Here is a 14462-nt window from a genome sequence, read left to right on the forward strand (position 1 = left end):
TGACGAAGAACGACCCCAGGGCCGCCTTCTGCACATGGTTCACCCAGGCATTGGATACCCGCCATCGCGTACTGCCTATCGGCCATCGGCGGGAAATCGGCAACCCACTGCCTGCAAAGGGATTTCCAGCATGCACACTGTCCAGTCAATGGACAGTGGTGTCGTTGCCGACGCGCGCACCACACGCCCCCCGCCGGGCCGGGGCCGTACAATCGCCTGCCCAGCCAGCGACACCGCCCGCCATGAACGATGACTCCTTCACCGACGCCACCGCCCCGGACGGCCCCGACGTCATCGCCGAAACCCGCACCTGGCTGGAGCAGATCGTCATCGGCCTGAACCTGTGCCCCTTCGCCAAGGCCGTGTACGTGAAGAACCAGGTGCGCTTCGTGCTCAGCGACGCAACCACGCCCGAGGCGCTGGTCGAGCAGCTGGCCGAGGAACTGGTGCTGCTGCGCGATACGCCCGCCGAGCAGATCGACACCACGCTGATCGTGCACCCGGACGTCCTCACCGACTTCCTGGACTACAACGACTTCCTCGACAACGCCGATGCGGCCATCGAGGCGCTCGATCTGCAGGGCATCCTGCAGGTGGCCAGTTTCCATCCGCAGTACCAGTTCGCCGGTGTCGCCCCGGATGATGTGAGCAACTACACCAACCGCGCGCCCTACCCGACCCTGCACCTGCTCCGCGAGGACAGCGTGGAGCGTGCAGTGGCGGCGTTCCCCGATCCGGACGTGATCGTCGAGCGCAACATCGAGACCCTCGACAAGCTCGGCGTGGAAGGCTGGACCCGCCTGCTCGGGCGCAAGGACACTCCGCCGTGCCACTGACCCCGGCAATTGCCGATTGGCCTGCACTGCCGCTGCGCGACCGCGTGGTGGTGGTGACCGGTGGCGCGCAGGGGGTAGGCCGCGGCATCGCGCAGGCCGTGCTCGGGGCTGGCGGCAGCGTGATGATCGCCGACCTCGACGCCGACGCCGGCAAGGCCTGCCTGAAGGAATGGGCGCTGCCCGGACGCGCCGCGTTCCAACGCACCGACGTTGCCCGCGAGCGCAGCGTGCAGGCGCTGATCAACGCCACGCTCAAACGCTTCGGCCGCCTCGACGGGCTGGTCAACAATGCCGGCATCGCCAGCGCGCATGGCACGCCGTTGGACGCGATGACGCTCACCGAGTGGCAGCGCCGGCTGTCCAGCCTGCATGGCGCGTTCCTGTGCAGCAAGCATGCGCTGCCCGCGCTGCGCGCGTCGTCGACGGATACGCAGACCGGCGCCATCATCAACATTGCGTCCACCCGCGCCTGGCAGTCCGAGGCGGACAGCGAGGCCTATGCGGCCGCCAAAGGTGGGCTGGTCGCCTTCACCCATGCGCTGGCCATCAGTGAAGGCCCGCAGGTGCGCGTGAACAGCATCAGCCCCGGCTGGATCACCACCGAAGCGTGGCAGGCACCGGCCCGACGCCGTGCGCCCAAGCTGTCGCGCCGGGACCATGCCCAGCACGCGGTCGGCCGCGTCGGCCAACCCGACGACATCGGTGCGTTGGCCGTGTTTCTGCTGTCATCACTGTCCGGCTTCATCACCGGACAGGACCACATCGTCGATGGCGGCATGACCCGGACCATGCTTTACACGTAAGGCCCGGCACATCACGGTTACGCCATGCCGTTGTGCCGCAGCAACGCCGCCACATCCGGCGCGCGCCCGCGGAAGGCGGCGAAATTCTCCGCCGCGCTGCGGCTGCCACCGCGCGACAGCACTTCCTCAAGGAACCGCCGGCCGGTTTCGGCGGTCCGGTCCGGCGCTTCCTCGAAGGCGGCATACGCATCGGCGCTGAGCACTTCGGCCCACTTGTAACTGTAATAGCCGGCCGCATACCCGCCGGCGAAGATGTGGCTGAACTGATGCGGGAAGCGGCTCCATGCGGGCGGCCGGTTGACGGCCACTTCGTCGCGCACCCGCTCCAGCAGCGCGATGACGCTGTCCTGGGTGGGATCGAACTCGCTGTGCAGCTGCATGTCGAACAGCGCGAATTCCAACTGGCGCACAGTGAACATGCCGCTCTGGAAATTGCGCGCGGCCAGCATGCGGTCGAACAACGCGCGCGGCAGCGGCTCGCCCGTGTCGACGTGCGCGGTCATCGCCTGCACCCGGTTCCATTCCCAGCAGAAGTTCTCCATGAACTGGCTGGGCAGTTCCACCGCATCCCACTCCACGCCGTTGATGCCGGCCACGGCAAGCTCATCGACGCGGGTCAGCAACTGGTGCAGCCCGTGGCCCATTTCGTGGAACAGCGTGGTGACATCGCTGTGGGTGAAGGTCGCCGGGCGGCCATCACTGCCACGGCCGAAGTTGCAGACCAGGTACACCAGCGGTGTCTGCACCCCGGCCGCGGTCGCGCGCCGGTTGCGGCAGTCGTCCATCCACGCCCCACCCCGCTTGCCTTCGCGGGCGTACAGGTCCAGGTAGAACTGCCCGACGAGTGCGCCCTGCGCATCCACCAGGCGGAAGAAGCGCACATCCGGGTGCCATACCGGCGCGCTGTCGGGCAGCACCTGCAGGCCATACAGCTCGTGGATGAGGTTGAACAACCCCTCCAGCACGGTCGGCTCGGTGAAGTACGGTTTCACCTCCTGCTCGGAGTAGCTGTAGCGCGCCTGTTTGAGCTTCTCGCCGACGTAGGCGAGGTCCCACGCCTGCAGCGTGTCCAGCTGCAGTTCGTCGCGTGCAAAGGCCTCCAGCTCGGCGCGGTCGCGCTGCGCGTAGGGCTTGGCACGGGCAGCCAGGTCACGCAGGAAGCCCAGTACCTGCGGGGCATCCTGCGCCATCTTGGTGGCGATGGAGTACTCGGCGTAATTGGGGAAGCCAAGCAGCGCGGCCAGCTCGGCGCGAAGCGCCAGGATGCGTGCGATGTTGGCGCTGTTGTCGAGCGCGGCATCGCCGAATTCGGAGGCCCGTTCGGCATTGGCGCGGTACAGCGTTTCACGCAGTGGACGATGATCGGCGTAGGTCTGCACCGGCAGGTAGCACGGCATCTGCAGCGTCAACTTCCACCCGGACAGCCCGACCTTCTCCGCCGCTTCGCGCGCGGCGGACACCACGTCGGCGGGCAGACCCGCCAGTGCGATGCGGTCTTCCACGTGCAGCGACCACGCGTCGGTGGCATCCAGCACATTCTGCGAGAAGGTCGCCGACAAGGCCGCCAGTTCCTCCTGGATCGCGCTGAAACGCGACTTGCCGGCGTCGTCCAGCTCTGCGCCACCGAGGCGGAAATCACGCAGCGCGTTGTCCAGCACCTTGCGCCGGGCCGGCGCGTACTGCGCCGCTTCCGGTGCCTCGGCCAACGCGCGGTACTGCGCATACAGCGCCAGGTTCTGGCTCATCGCGCTGCCAAAACGCGTCACCTTGGGCAGGTTGGCGTTGTAGGCCTCACGCAGCGCCGGGGTATTGACCACCCCCTGCAGGTGGGTCACCTGGCCCCAGGCGCGCCACAGCCGATCGGTGGCGTCGTCAAGCGGCTCCACGAACGTTGCCCAGGTCACGGGGGTGACGGTCTCGGCCACCTTCACGGCAGCCTCGGCCTCGGCCAGCAGCGCCTCGACGGCCGGACCGACATGGTCGGGCTGGATCGCGTCGAAGCGCGGCAGGCCGGAAAAATCGAGCAGGGGATTGGTGGGGGTCACGGGCATCTCCAGACAACAGGGCCGCACGCGCGGCATCACCCTCGATATGGCACTGCTCCGCTCCGCGCACAAGGGGCGCTAGCCAACGTTCCTGCCTGGCCGGCGCTGCCGCCCGGTGGCTGGATCAGTACAGCGTTTCCAGCGCGGCGTGCGGCAGGGGCGCCAACCCCTGGCCGTTCACGGCGGCCGCAACCCACGCATCGGGCTCATCCACCTCGATGCCCTGACGCGGATACCACTCGGGGTTGTAGTAGCTGTGCGCATAACGTTCGCCGCTGTCGCACAGAATGGTCACGATCGATCCGCTGCGGCCAGCCTGGCGCATCCATTCGGCAGCCTGCAGAACGCCGATGAAGTTGGTGCCGGTCGAGCCGCCGACACGGCGGCCCAACTGCCGGCTGACATGCCGCATCGCGGCCAGGCTCAGCGCATCGGGCACCTTCACCATCGCATCCACGCTGGTCGGAATGAAGCTGGACTCCACCCGTGGCCGGCCGATCCCCTCCACCCGCGAGCCCCCGCTGCAGGTCAGCTCGCGCCACGGCTGCCCGGCCAGAGCCGCGCAGTAGCCGTCGTAGAACACCGACACTTCCGGGTCCGCACAGAGGATGCGGGTGTCATGGCGACGGTAGCTCACGTAGCGTCCCAGCGTGGCGGCGGTGCCGCCCGTACCGGGGCTGCACACGATCCACTCCGGAACCGGATGCGGCTCTTCGGCCATCTGCTTGAAAATGGATTCGGCGATGTTGTTGTTGGCGCGCCAGTCGGTGGCGCGCTCGGCGTAGGTGAACTGGTCCATGAAATGGCCGCCGGTGTCGCGGGCGAGCTTTTCCGAATCGCAGTTCAGGTCGCAGGCGCGTTCCACCAGGTGGCAGCTGCCACCCTGGAACTCGATCGCGGCAATCTTCTCCGGCGAGGTCGTGGCCGGAATCACCGCGATGAAGGGCAGACCCAGCAGACGGGCAAAGTAGGCCTCGGACACAGCGGTGGAGCCGCTGGACGCCTCGATCACCGGGCGGCCCTCGCGCAGCCAGCCGTTGGTCAGCGCGTACAGGAACAGCGAGCGTGCCAGCCGGTGCTTCAGGCTGCCGGTGGGGTGGCTGGATTCGTCCTTGAAGTACAGGTCGATGCCGGCGTACCCGGGCAGGTCCATCGGAATCAGATGGGTATCGGCCGACCGGTTGAAATCGGCTTCGATCTTGCGGATGGCGGCGGCCACCCATTCACGCTGCGACATGACGAAAGCTGCACAAGGAGACGCCCCATTCTACCGTCGCGGCCCGACCACGCGGGCGCCGTTAGAATGGGGGGTCTCGCCGCCGCGCGCGGCCTCCCCCAGAGGAAACCCCATGACCCTTGCCCCGTTGCCGTCCCCGCCCGGCGTTGCCGCCCAGCCGCCGGTCGAAACCAGCGGTTTCGTGTTCAACCACACCATGCTGCGCGTGAAGGACATCACCGCGTCGCTGGACTTCTACACCCGCGTGCTCGGCTTCCGCCTGATCGACCAGCGCGACTTCGCCGAGGCCGCGTTCAGCCTGTACTTCCTGGCCCTGCTGCCGGAGGGCACGCAGATTCCCGAAGGTGACGCTGCCCGCCGCCTGTGGATGGCCGGCATTCCCGGCGTGCTGGAACTGACCCACAACCACGGCACGGAAATCCAGGACGGCCCGGTCTACCACGACGGCAACAGCGACCCGCGCGGCTTCGGCCACATCTGCGTGTCGGTGCCGGACATCCAGGCCGCGTGCAAGCGCTTCGACGACCTGCAGGTGCCGTACCAGAAGCGCCTGGAGGACGGCCGCATGAAGCACCTGGCCTTCATCAAGGACCCGGACGGCTACTGGGTGGAGATCATCTCCAACACCCCGGTCGCCTGATCCAGCCGCGATTCACGCACGCGCCGGCCACCCCGGCGCGTGCGTGGCACCGCCTAGGGCTGGCCCTGGAATTCAAAGGCCGCGTGGAACGGCGCCTTGGGCGGCACGAAGACGGTGGTGCCGGCGAATCCGGCCTCGATGCAGCGCGCGACTGCACCGTCGCCCTCGCGCCAGGTCCGCACCACCCTGCCCTGCGCGTCCAACTGCAGCACCACGGTGAATGCAGCCAGCGTCTCCGGTGCGGGCGTAGGCAGGCAGCGTGCGAAGCCATCGCCCCCCACCCGGCTCATGCCATCGATCATGGCGGCATAGGCCACCGGCTCCAGACTGCCCTCATCGCTGTGCGCCAACGCGCGCACCTGGTCGTATCCGGTTCCCACGGCCGACTGGGCCAGCAGCATCCACCACAGCATCGTCATTTCTCCCCGCCATGCCACGATGGCGCCAGTGCGCAGCCTAGGGCAGCGCGGGCGCGGGCGGAAGCGTGCGCGCCACGGTAGTGCAGCCAGCCGCCCCCGGTGGTATATCTGCCGGCCTGTCCATCCAAAGGGAGTCGGCATGGAAACCATGCAACTGCATCGCGGCCGCCTGATCGATCATCTACAGCTCGTGGTCCGCGACCTCGCCGCCAGCCGTCGCTTCTACCAGGCGGTGTTCGACACGATCGGCATTCCCATCGCCGGCGAAGGCGACACGTATTTCTGGGCCGACGAACTGTTCATCTCCACCGCCGACAGCGAAGCCGCGGCCGGTGAACTGACCGGCCGCCACCACCTGGCCTTCCAGGCACGCGATCGCGCCACCGTGGATGCCTTCCACGTCGCCGCGCTGGCGGCCGGCGGCAAGGACAACGGCGCGCCCGGCGAACGGCCGTACCACCCGGGCTACTACGGCGCGTTCGTGATCGATCCGGATGGCAACAACATCGAAGTCGTGTACCACGGCGAAGCGACCTACAGCGCCGATTCGGTGAAAGTCACCTTCTGACCTGCGCGCCCGCTGCCGCGCTGAACGCTTCAGCGTCGGAGCGGCCGCGTCTCATGGGATGAGACCGCTGCTGCCTACCGTGTCGGCATGGAAACGATACGCAAGCTGGCGATCCTGGCCGATGCCGCCAAGTACGACGCCTCCTGTGCCTCCAGTGGCGCAGGCAGGCGCGACTCGCGCACGTCCGGCGGCATCGGCAGCACCGAAGGTGCCGGCATCTGCCACAGCTACACGCCGGATGGCCGCTGCGTCTCGCTGCTGAAGATCCTGCTCACCAACTTCTGCATCTACGACTGCGCGTACTGCGTGAACCGTGTGTCCAGCAACGTGCCGCGCGCACGCTTCAGCGTGGCTGAAGTGGTGGCGTTGACGATGGACTTCTACAAGCGCAACTACATCGAAGGCCTGTTCCTCTCCAGCGGCATCATCCGCAATGCCGACTACACGATGGAACAGATGGTGGAGGTGGCACGCGTGCTGCGCGAGGAGCACCGCTTTGCCGGCTACATCCACCTCAAGACCATTCCCGAGGCGTCGCCGGAACTGCTGGCCGCGGCCGGCCGGCATGCCGACCGCCTGTCGATCAACATCGAGCTGCCGACCGAAACCGGACTGGCCAGTTTCGCCCCGGAAAAATCACTCCCGTCCATCCGCGGGGCAATGGGCGAACTGCGCTGGCGCATCGACGAAGCCAAGCAGGCCAAGGCCGACAGCGATGCCGGCAGCGCCACGGTGTCGTCGCCGCTTGCGGCCACGCCGCTCAAGCGTGCCGGGGCCAGGCGCGCCCGCCCACCGCGCTTCGCCCCGGCCGGGCAGAGCACGCAGATGATCGTCGGTGCCGACGGTGCCAGCGACCAGCAGATTCTCAGCGCTGCCGACAACCTGTATGGCAACTACCGGATGCGCCGGGTGTACTACTCCGCCTTCAGCCCGATTCCCGATGCCAGCCGCCTGCTGCCGCTGCAGGCACCACCACTGGCCCGCGAACACCGCCTGTACCAGGCCGACTGGCTGCTGCGCTTCTACGGCTACGCGGTGGAGGAGATCACCGACACCACCCAGGGCGGCATGCTGGATCTGGATATCGACCCCAAGATGGCCTGGGCGATCCGCCACCCCGAGCGCTTCCCGGTCGATCTCAACGTGGCCTCCAAGGACATGCTGCTGCGCGTGCCCGGGCTGGGCGTACGCAACGTGAAACGGGTGCTGATGGCACGGCGTCACGGCCGCCTGCGTGTGGCCGACGTGGCGCGTCTGCGCGCGCCGATGCGCACGCTGCTGCCGTTCGTTCAACTGGCCGACCATCACCCGCGACGCGCACTGGACAACCCGGCCGCCCTGCGCGCGCGCCTGGCACCGCCGCCGCGGCAGGCGTCGCTGTTCCCCGACGCGGCCACGCAGTGAGATGACGCGCTGGAGTGCGCGGGTGGATCCGGTGTGGTCGCTGCCGGCCTGGCGCGACACCGCGCGGCGGGCACTGCAGCACCGCGTTGCACCGGCACAGCTCGACTGGCTGGAGGCCGGCGAGGCCTCGCTGCTGGATGCGCCGGCGGTGGCCAGCCTGCCCGCGCCGGCCGCCGACAGCGCCGCCATTGCCGTGCCGCAGGCGTTCGTCGACCTGGCGTCCACCTGCCTGTGCCACCGCGACCCGCAGCGGCTCCCGCTGCTGTACCGCATGCTGTGGCGCATCGTGCACGGCGAGCGCGGGCTGCTCACCAACCCGGCCGACCCGGATGTGCTCCGCGCGATGGCGCTGGCCCAGGCGGTGCGCCGCGACAGCCACAAGATGAAGGCCTTCGTGCGCTTTCGCGAAGTGCCGGGCGAAGACAATGCGTTCATTGCCTGGTTCGAACCGGAGCACCACATCGTGGACCGCGTTGCGCCGTTTTTCGCGCGACGCTTCGCCGGTATGCGCTGGGCGATCCTGACCCCGGCACGCAGCGTGCAGTGGGATGGCCACGTACTCGCCTTCGGCCCCGGCGCACGGCAGCAGGATGCACCGCGCGAGGATGCGCGCGAAGCGCTGTGGCGTACCTACTACGCCAACATCTTCAACCCGGCCCGGCTCAACACGCGGATGATGCAGCAGGAGATGCCGGCGCGGTACTGGAAGCATCTGCCCGAAGCGGCGCTGCTGCCCGGCCTGGTGCGCGACGCCGGCGACCGGGTGCAGGAAATGCATGACCGCCAGGCGCAGGCGCCGACACGCCGCATCCCGCAGCGGGCCCCGGCGGCACCCTCCGCGCCAACCGGCCTGGAGGGGCTGCGCGAGGCGGCCACGCATTGTCGACGCTGCCCGCTATGGGAGCCGGCCACCCGGACCGTGTTCGGTCAGGGCCCCGCGAACGCCCGGATCATGCTGGTGGGCGAGCAGCCCGGGGACGCCGAAGACCTGAGCGGGCATCCGTTCGTGGGGCCGGCCGGTCAGCTGCTCGACCGCGCGCTGCGCGAGGTGGGCATCGACCGCCGCACGCTGTACCTGACCAACGCGGTCAAGCATTTCCGTTTCGAGCGGCGCGGCAAGCGGCGCATCCACACCCCTCCGCAGGTCACGCACATCACCGCCTGCCGCGACTGGCTGATGGGCGAGATCGAGAACGTCCGCCCCCAGGTGATCGTGTGCCTGGGCGCGACCGCAGCAAGCGCCGTATTCGATGCCGGCTTCACACTGAAGGAGCACCGCGGCCGCTGGCATTCATTGGACGATGGCACGCGCGCCTTCGCCACGGTGCACCCGGCGTGGGTGCTGCGACAGGGCGAGGGAGAGGCGCGGGAGGCGGCCTATCGGCTGTTGCTGGAGGACCTGCAAGGGTTGGTCGACGACCATCCCGCCCGGTGACGCGCCCGGAGCGATGCCGGCCAGCGGTCGGCACCTTCCCGCGTGGCTGCCCGCTGGCGTCAGTGCGCCGCCATGTAGATGTCCTGCAGCACCGCCTTCTCCAGCTCCAGTTCGCTGAGCAGGTTCTTGACGATGTCGCCCAGGCTCAGGATGCCGACCAGCCTGGCGTCTTCGGTCACCATCAGATGGCGGTGCCGCGAGTAGGTCATCAACGCCATCGCCTGCTTCAGCGTTGCATCCGGCGCGATGCCTTCCAGACCTGCCGACGGCAACGTCGCGATGACCCGGCGCCCCGCCTGCGGGCCGTCATCGGCCAGGCAGCGCACGATGTCCTTCTCGGAAATGATCCTTACCGGTGCATCGTCCTTCATCACCACCAGGGCGGCGATCTTGTGCGCGCTCATCTTGTGTGCGGCGGCACCGATGGTGTCGTCCACGTCGATGGTGACGATGGTCTGTTTCTTGGACTGCAGGAGTTCGCGGACGTTCATTCTTGTTTCCTGTTGCAGGTTACTGAAGTCGAGAGATGCGCCTGGTTGCAGCGAGGGAGGCGGCGTGTGCGCCCGGTCCTCGGTCATTCGATTCTACGGCCGCACGTTGGCCCGGGAGTTTGCATATCCGGGACAGTTCGTCGCTGAAAACGACTGACGACCCGAGAATGGCACCGCCGGGAAAACCGTCGCTGAATGCCATCGTCGGCCACCGCTAAAGTTCACCCCACCGCGACCGGGGGGATGGGTGGGCCGGCGGACAAAGTGACTTCCGGCATGTCGATCCGGTGACCGCCGGCACCTGCCCCGGTTGGGCCCGCTTTCTACAGTGGCGCTGTCTTCTTCAGATGGATGCCCGGCATGACCCGCTCCCTGTTCTTCCGCGGCCTGATCGCCGCCCTGCTGTCACTGACGTGCCTGGCCAGCGCCTCGGCGGCTCCTTCCGCCACACTGCCGTTGCAGGTGTCCGCCGAGCGCGCCACCACGATGGATGTCTGGGTCCCGGCAGAGGTCCGCGGCGTGGTGCTGTTCTCCAGCGGCCACGGCGCATGGCCGGCACGCTATGACGCGTTGCTGCAATCCTGGTCGGACGCAGGCTTTGCCGTGGTGGCACCGCTGCACGTCGATTCGGTCAGGCACCCGGACCGGGCGCAGTTCTCCCTGCAGCAGGGCTTCAGCGAACGCCTCGTGGACATGCATGCGGCCAGCGCCTATGCCGCGGCGCGCTGGCCGCAGGTGCCGGTGGTGGCTGCCGGCCACAGCCTGGGGACGTTGATTTCGGCGATACTCGGGGGCGCGCTCGCCGACCTTGGCCCCCTGCGCGATCCCACCGTGGTGGCGGTGCTGGGCTACTCCTCGCCGGGCCGTATTCCGGGCCTGATCGGCCCGGATGCCTATGCCACACTGGCGGTGCCACTGCTGCTGATCACCGGCGACCAGGACCGGGTGCCGGGCTTCGTCACCGATCCGGTGGATCACCTGTATCCGGTGCAGACCGCACCGGCGGGCGACAAGACCGCGCTGGTGCTGTCAGGCGGCGACCACAATCTGATCGGCGCACAGGACGGCGCCCAGGTGCTTCGTGCCCGCGCCCTCGGCACCGCGTTCCTGCAGTCCCGGGTACTGGCCGACGATCAGGCGACGCAGCTGCTGGCGGCGCCGCCGCGCGACGGCGAGCAGTGGCTGCGCCGCTGAGTCGCGTCGTCGGCGGGCCACCACAGTCGACCGCTTATTCCACCGTTACGCTCTTGGCCAGATTGCGCGGCTTGTCCACGTCGGTGCCGCGCGCCAGCGCGGTGTGGTACGCCAGCAACTGCACCGGCAGGGTATGCACGATCGGGCTGAGCACACCGGCATGGCGCGGCGTGCGGATCACGTGCACGCCTTCGGACTCGACGAAGTTGCTGTCCTGGTCGGCGAACACGAACAGCTCGCCACCGCGGGCGCGCACTTCCTGCATGTTGGATTTGACCTTCTCCAGCAGGCTGTCGTTCGGCGCGATCACCACCACCGGCATATCTTCGTCCACCAGCGCCAGCGGCCCGTGCTTGAGCTCGCCCGCCGGATAGGCCTCGGCGTGGATGTAGGAGATTTCCTTGAGCTTGAGCGCGCCTTCGAGCGCGATCGGATAGTGCAGGCCACGGCCCAGGAACAGCGCATTGGGCTTGCGCGCGAAGCGCTCGGCCCAGGCCGCGATCTGCGGCTCCAGGTTCAACGCATGCTGCACGCTGCCCGGCAGGAAACGCAGCTGTTCGAGGTAGTCCGCTTCCTGCGCGGCATCCACGCGACCGTGCAGCTTGCCCAGCACCACGGTCAGCTGGAACAGCGCCGCCAACTGGGTGGTGAAGGCCTTGGTCGAGGCCACGCCGATCTCGGCGCCGGCGCGGGTATAGCAGACCAGTTCGCTGGCACGCGGAATCGCGCTTTCCGGCACGTTGCAGATCGACAGCGTATGCAGGTGCCCCAGCGACTTGGCGTACTTGAGCGCCTCCATCGTGTCCAGCGTTTCGCCGGACTGGGAAATGGTGACGATCAGGTGCTTGGGATTGGCGTACGCGGCGCGGTAACGGTACTCACTGGCGATCTCCACGCTGCACGGCAGGCCGGAGATGGCCTCGATCCAGTAGCGCGCCGTCAGGCCGGCGTAGTAGCTGGTGCCGCAGGCAATGATCTGCACGCCTTCGATGCCCGACAGCACGGCCTCGGCGTTCTTGCCGAACAGCTCGGCCGGGAAACCACCGGCGTCGATCGCCGCCTCGATGGTGTCGCCCAATGCACGCGGCTGCTCGTGGATTTCCTTCTGCATGAAGTGACGGTACGGGCCGAGTTCCAGCGAGGCCAGCGACACGTCCGACAGGTGCACCTCGCGCACGACCGGCTGGTCGCGGTCGTCGTACACCTGCACGCCATCGCGGCGGATATCGGCGGTGTCACCTTCTTCCAGGAAGATCACCCGGCGCGTGGCCGAGATGACCGCCGACACGTCGGAGGCGACGAAGTTCTCGTCCTCCCCCAGGCCAACCAGCAGCGGGCAGCCCATGCGTGCACATACGAAGTGCTCCGGCTCGGCGCGGCTCATCACCGCCAGCGCGTAGGCACCGGTCAGTTCCTTGACCGTGCGCTGCAACGCCGACAGCAGGGTGTCGCCGTCCTTGAGGTGATGGTGCATCAGGTGTGCGATGACTTCGGTATCGGTCTGCGACTCGAAGGTGTAACCCAGCGCGATCAGTTTCTCGCGCTGTGCTTCATGATTTTCGATGATGCCGTTGTGGACCAGCGCCACCCCGTGGCTGATGTGCGGATGCGCGTTGGCTTCGGTCACCCCGCCGTGCGTGGCCCACCGGGTGTGGCCGATGCCCAGCATGGCATCGAAGCCCTCGCTGGCTGCGGCCTTCTCCATCTCCGCCACGCGCCCGGTGCGGCGCACGCGGCGTACGTCCGGCTGGGCGCCGCGACCGTCGATGACGGCAATGCCGGAGGAATCGTAGCCGCGGTACTCCAGCCGCTTCAGTCCCTCGATGAGTACCGGTACCACGTCGCGATTGGCGATCGCTCCCACAATGCCGCACATATGATTCTGATCCCTGCCGTTGAGCCTCGCATTCTAGCGTGGCGTCCGCGTCCGCCACGCCGCTGTCCGCTTAACGAAAGTGTCCGCGCCGGTGTCCGCGGACAGGCGGACAGCCCGACCAGAAGTTCAAGCCATTGTTTTTATTGGGTTAAAAGTTGGCACGGAGTCTGCTCTCTCTTGGGCAACCCAACCGCGAACGAGCCCGATGATCCGCGACACTTCCGCCCAGGACCAGACTCTCTCCGTTGCCGGCACCCCTGCCCCCTGGAAGCGCTGGCTGTGGCCGGGGCTGGCCGCACTGGTGGTGCTGCTGGCCATCGGCTTTGCCGCACGGGCCTGGCTGGGTGCCAGCCGCTCCTTCGACAGCGCGCGGGTGCGCATCGCCGAGGTCAAGCGCGGCGACCTGGTCCGTGACATCGCCGCCGACGGCCGTGTGATCGCCGCCAACAGCCCGGTGCTGTACGCGATCTCGGCCGGTACGGTGAACCTGAAGGTGGTCGCCGGCGACGTGGTCAAGAAGGGCCAGGAACTGGCCGTGATCGACAGCCCCGAACTGCGCAGCAAACTGGCCCAGGAACAGGCCACGCTGGCCGGCCTGGAAGCCGAAGCCAGCCGCGCCACGCTCGACGCCACCCTGGCCCGCGCCAAGGCCCGCAAGGAAACCGACCAGGCCGCCATCGAGCGCCAGGCCGCCGACCGCGACCTGCAGCGCTACCAGCGCGGTTTTGACGGCGGCGCGGTGCCGCAGATCGACCTGGCCAAGGCCAACGACACCCTCAAGAAGGCCGACATCCAGCTGGCCAACGCGCAGACCGATGCGCGCCTGCAGAGCCAGGGCGCCGACCTCGACGCCCGCAACAAGCACCTGCTGGCCGAACGCCAGAAGGCGGTGGTGGCCGAAGTCCAGCGGCAGGTCGATGCCCTGACCCTCCGCGCACCGTTCGATGGCCAGGTCGGCCAGGTCCAGGCGACCCAGCACACCAATGTGATTGCCAATGCCCCGATCCTGGGCGTGGTCGACCTGTCGCGCTTCGAGATCGAGATCAAGGTGCCGGAGAGCTTCGCCCGCGACCTGGCGATCGGCATCCCGGCGCAGCTGACCAGCGGCAACGGCCAGCCGTTCCCGGGCGAGATCAGCGCGGTGTCGCCGGAGGTGGTGGCCGGCGAAGTCAACGCCCGCATCCGTTTCTCCGACAAGCAGCCGCAGGGTCTGCGCCAGAGCCAGCGGATGCAGGCGCGGGTGATGCTCGATACCCGCCGCAACGTGGTCAAGGTGGAACGCGGCCCGTTCGTCGAACAGGGCAACGGCAATGCCTACGTCATGGACGGCAGCACCGCCGTCCGCCGCCCGGTCAAGCTCGGTGTGAGCAGCCTGGGTGAAGTGGAAGTCCTCTCTGGCCTGCAGCCCGGCGATCGCGTCGTGGTGTCCGGCAGCGATCTGTTCGGCGATGCCGAAAAGGTCTCCATCAACTGATTCCCCAACACACGCCATCCTCAACGAACCGCAAAGGAAA

General features: G+C 68.0%; 13 protein-coding genes. 8 read left to right on the forward strand and 5 right to left on the reverse strand.

All coding sequences use genetic code 11. The features are described from left to right. Nucleotides 1-242 precede the first annotated feature (242 nt). Both GDJ08_RS10080 and GDJ08_RS10085 read left to right on the forward strand, forming a co-directional pair. Nucleotides 243-836, forward strand: coding sequence for a DUF1415 domain-containing protein (locus tag GDJ08_RS10080; protein WP_017357237.1), 594 nt, complete (start codon nucleotides 243-245; stop codon nucleotides 834-836). After that, a complete protein-coding gene (locus GDJ08_RS10085) occupies nucleotides 827-1639 on the forward strand; it encodes an SDR family oxidoreductase (protein ID WP_017357236.1) in 813 nt (270 codons plus the stop codon). The genes GDJ08_RS10080 and GDJ08_RS10085 overlap by 10 nt, the downstream gene beginning before the upstream one ends. Before the next feature lie 17 nt (nucleotides 1640-1656). Here GDJ08_RS10085 and GDJ08_RS10090 read toward each other — a convergent pair whose 3' ends face one another. After that, on the reverse strand, nucleotides 1657-3690 hold the full coding sequence (locus GDJ08_RS10090) for a M3 family metallopeptidase (protein WP_153164803.1): 2034 nt from the start codon (nucleotides 3688-3690) through the stop codon (nucleotides 1657-1659). Between the two features lie 118 nt (nucleotides 3691-3808). After that, the gene (locus GDJ08_RS10095) at nucleotides 3809-4921 is read right to left on the reverse strand and encodes a PLP-dependent cysteine synthase family protein (protein WP_153164804.1); all 1113 of its coding nucleotides are present in this window, start codon (nucleotides 4919-4921) and stop codon (nucleotides 3809-3811) included. Between the two features lie 112 nt (nucleotides 4922-5033). On the opposite strand from GDJ08_RS10095, the gene gloA reads away from it, so the two are divergent. Continuing rightward, on the forward strand, nucleotides 5034-5561 hold the full coding sequence (gloA, locus tag GDJ08_RS10100; protein WP_153164805.1) for a lactoylglutathione lyase: 528 nt from the start codon (nucleotides 5034-5036) through the stop codon (nucleotides 5559-5561). Between the two features lie 53 nt (nucleotides 5562-5614). On the opposite strand, the gene GDJ08_RS10105 is transcribed toward gloA, so the two are convergent. Beyond that, nucleotides 5615-5980 carry a hypothetical protein gene (locus tag GDJ08_RS10105; RefSeq protein WP_153164806.1) on the reverse strand — a complete coding sequence of 122 codons (366 nt, stop codon included), beginning with the start codon at nucleotides 5978-5980 and terminating at the stop codon, nucleotides 5615-5617. 139 nt (nucleotides 5981-6119) lie between these two features. Here GDJ08_RS10105 and GDJ08_RS10110 point away from each other — a divergent pair, with 139 nt between their 5' ends. The 3 genes from GDJ08_RS10110 to GDJ08_RS10120 all read left to right on the forward strand — a co-directional run bounded on the left by GDJ08_RS10110 (nucleotide 6120) and on the right by GDJ08_RS10120 (nucleotide 9387). After that, nucleotides 6120-6548: a VOC family protein gene (locus GDJ08_RS10110; RefSeq protein WP_017357231.1), complete on the forward strand. Its 429-nt coding sequence runs from the start codon at nucleotides 6120-6122 to the stop codon at nucleotides 6546-6548. A gap of 87 nt (nucleotides 6549-6635) precedes the next feature. After that, entirely contained in the window at nucleotides 6636-7952 is a 1317-nt protein-coding gene (locus tag GDJ08_RS10115; protein ID WP_153164807.1) for a putative DNA modification/repair radical SAM protein, read from the forward strand. Nucleotide 7953: 1 nt separating this feature from the next. Then, complete coding sequence (locus tag GDJ08_RS10120) at nucleotides 7954-9387, forward strand: UdgX family uracil-DNA binding protein (RefSeq protein ID WP_153164808.1); 1434 nt, start codon at nucleotides 7954-7956, stop codon at nucleotides 9385-9387. 59 nt (nucleotides 9388-9446) lie between these two features. Here the strand turns inward: GDJ08_RS10120 and GDJ08_RS10125 are convergent, their stop codons facing one another. Further along, on the reverse strand, nucleotides 9447-9878 hold the full coding sequence (locus GDJ08_RS10125) for a CBS domain-containing protein (protein ID WP_017354865.1): 432 nt from the start codon (nucleotides 9876-9878) through the stop codon (nucleotides 9447-9449). A 360-nt stretch (nucleotides 9879-10238) separates the two neighbouring features. On the opposite strand from GDJ08_RS10125, the gene GDJ08_RS10130 reads away from it, so the two are divergent. Next, entirely contained in the window at nucleotides 10239-11072 is an 834-nt protein-coding gene (locus GDJ08_RS10130; protein ID WP_017354866.1) for a serine aminopeptidase domain-containing protein, read from the forward strand. A gap of 34 nt (nucleotides 11073-11106) precedes the next feature. Here the strand turns inward: GDJ08_RS10130 and glmS are convergent, their stop codons facing one another. Further along, a complete protein-coding gene (glmS, locus tag GDJ08_RS10135) occupies nucleotides 11107-12948 on the reverse strand; it encodes a glutamine--fructose-6-phosphate transaminase (isomerizing) (RefSeq protein WP_136005223.1) in 1842 nt (613 codons plus the stop codon). Between the two features lie 205 nt (nucleotides 12949-13153). On the opposite strand from glmS, the gene GDJ08_RS10140 reads away from it, so the two are divergent. After that, on the forward strand, nucleotides 13154-14422 hold the full coding sequence (locus tag GDJ08_RS10140) for an efflux RND transporter periplasmic adaptor subunit (protein ID WP_017354868.1): 1269 nt from the start codon (nucleotides 13154-13156) through the stop codon (nucleotides 14420-14422). Nucleotides 14423-14462: the final 40 nt, after the last annotated feature.

Origin of the sequence: Stenotrophomonas nematodicola (assembly GCF_009467805.1) — a bacterium.
GTDB classification, from domain to species: domain Bacteria; phylum Pseudomonadota; class Gammaproteobacteria; order Xanthomonadales; family Xanthomonadaceae; genus Stenotrophomonas; species Stenotrophomonas nematodicola.

Excerpts from the sequence above, each read along its gene's own strand:
- GDJ08_RS10080 (WP_017357237.1), top strand. The coding sequence starts at position 243 with ATGAACGATGACTCCTTCACCGACGCCACCGCCCCGGACGGCCCCGAC.
- GDJ08_RS10090 (WP_153164803.1), bottom strand. The coding sequence starts at position 3,690 with ATGCCCGTGACCCCCACCAATCCCCTGCTCGATTTTTCCGGCCTGCCG.
- GDJ08_RS10095 (WP_153164804.1), bottom strand. The coding sequence starts at position 4,921 with ATGTCGCAGCGTGAATGGGTGGCCGCCGCCATCCGCAAGATCGAAGCC.
- gloA (WP_153164805.1), top strand. The coding sequence starts at position 5,034 with ATGACCCTTGCCCCGTTGCCGTCCCCGCCCGGCGTTGCCGCCCAGCCG.
- GDJ08_RS10105 (WP_153164806.1), bottom strand. The coding sequence starts at position 5,980 with ATGACGATGCTGTGGTGGATGCTGCTGGCCCAGTCGGCCGTGGGAACC.
- GDJ08_RS10110 (WP_017357231.1), top strand. The coding sequence starts at position 6,120 with ATGGAAACCATGCAACTGCATCGCGGCCGCCTGATCGATCATCTACAG.
- GDJ08_RS10115 (WP_153164807.1), top strand. The coding sequence starts at position 6,636 with ATGGAAACGATACGCAAGCTGGCGATCCTGGCCGATGCCGCCAAGTAC.
- GDJ08_RS10120 (WP_153164808.1), top strand. The coding sequence starts at position 7,954 with ATGACGCGCTGGAGTGCGCGGGTGGATCCGGTGTGGTCGCTGCCGGCC.
- GDJ08_RS10125 (WP_017354865.1), bottom strand. The coding sequence starts at position 9,878 with ATGAACGTCCGCGAACTCCTGCAGTCCAAGAAACAGACCATCGTCACC.
- GDJ08_RS10130 (WP_017354866.1), top strand. The coding sequence starts at position 10,239 with ATGACCCGCTCCCTGTTCTTCCGCGGCCTGATCGCCGCCCTGCTGTCA.
- glmS (WP_136005223.1), bottom strand. The coding sequence starts at position 12,948 with ATGTGCGGCATTGTGGGAGCGATCGCCAATCGCGACGTGGTACCGGTA.
- GDJ08_RS10140 (WP_017354868.1), top strand. The coding sequence starts at position 13,154 with ATGATCCGCGACACTTCCGCCCAGGACCAGACTCTCTCCGTTGCCGGC.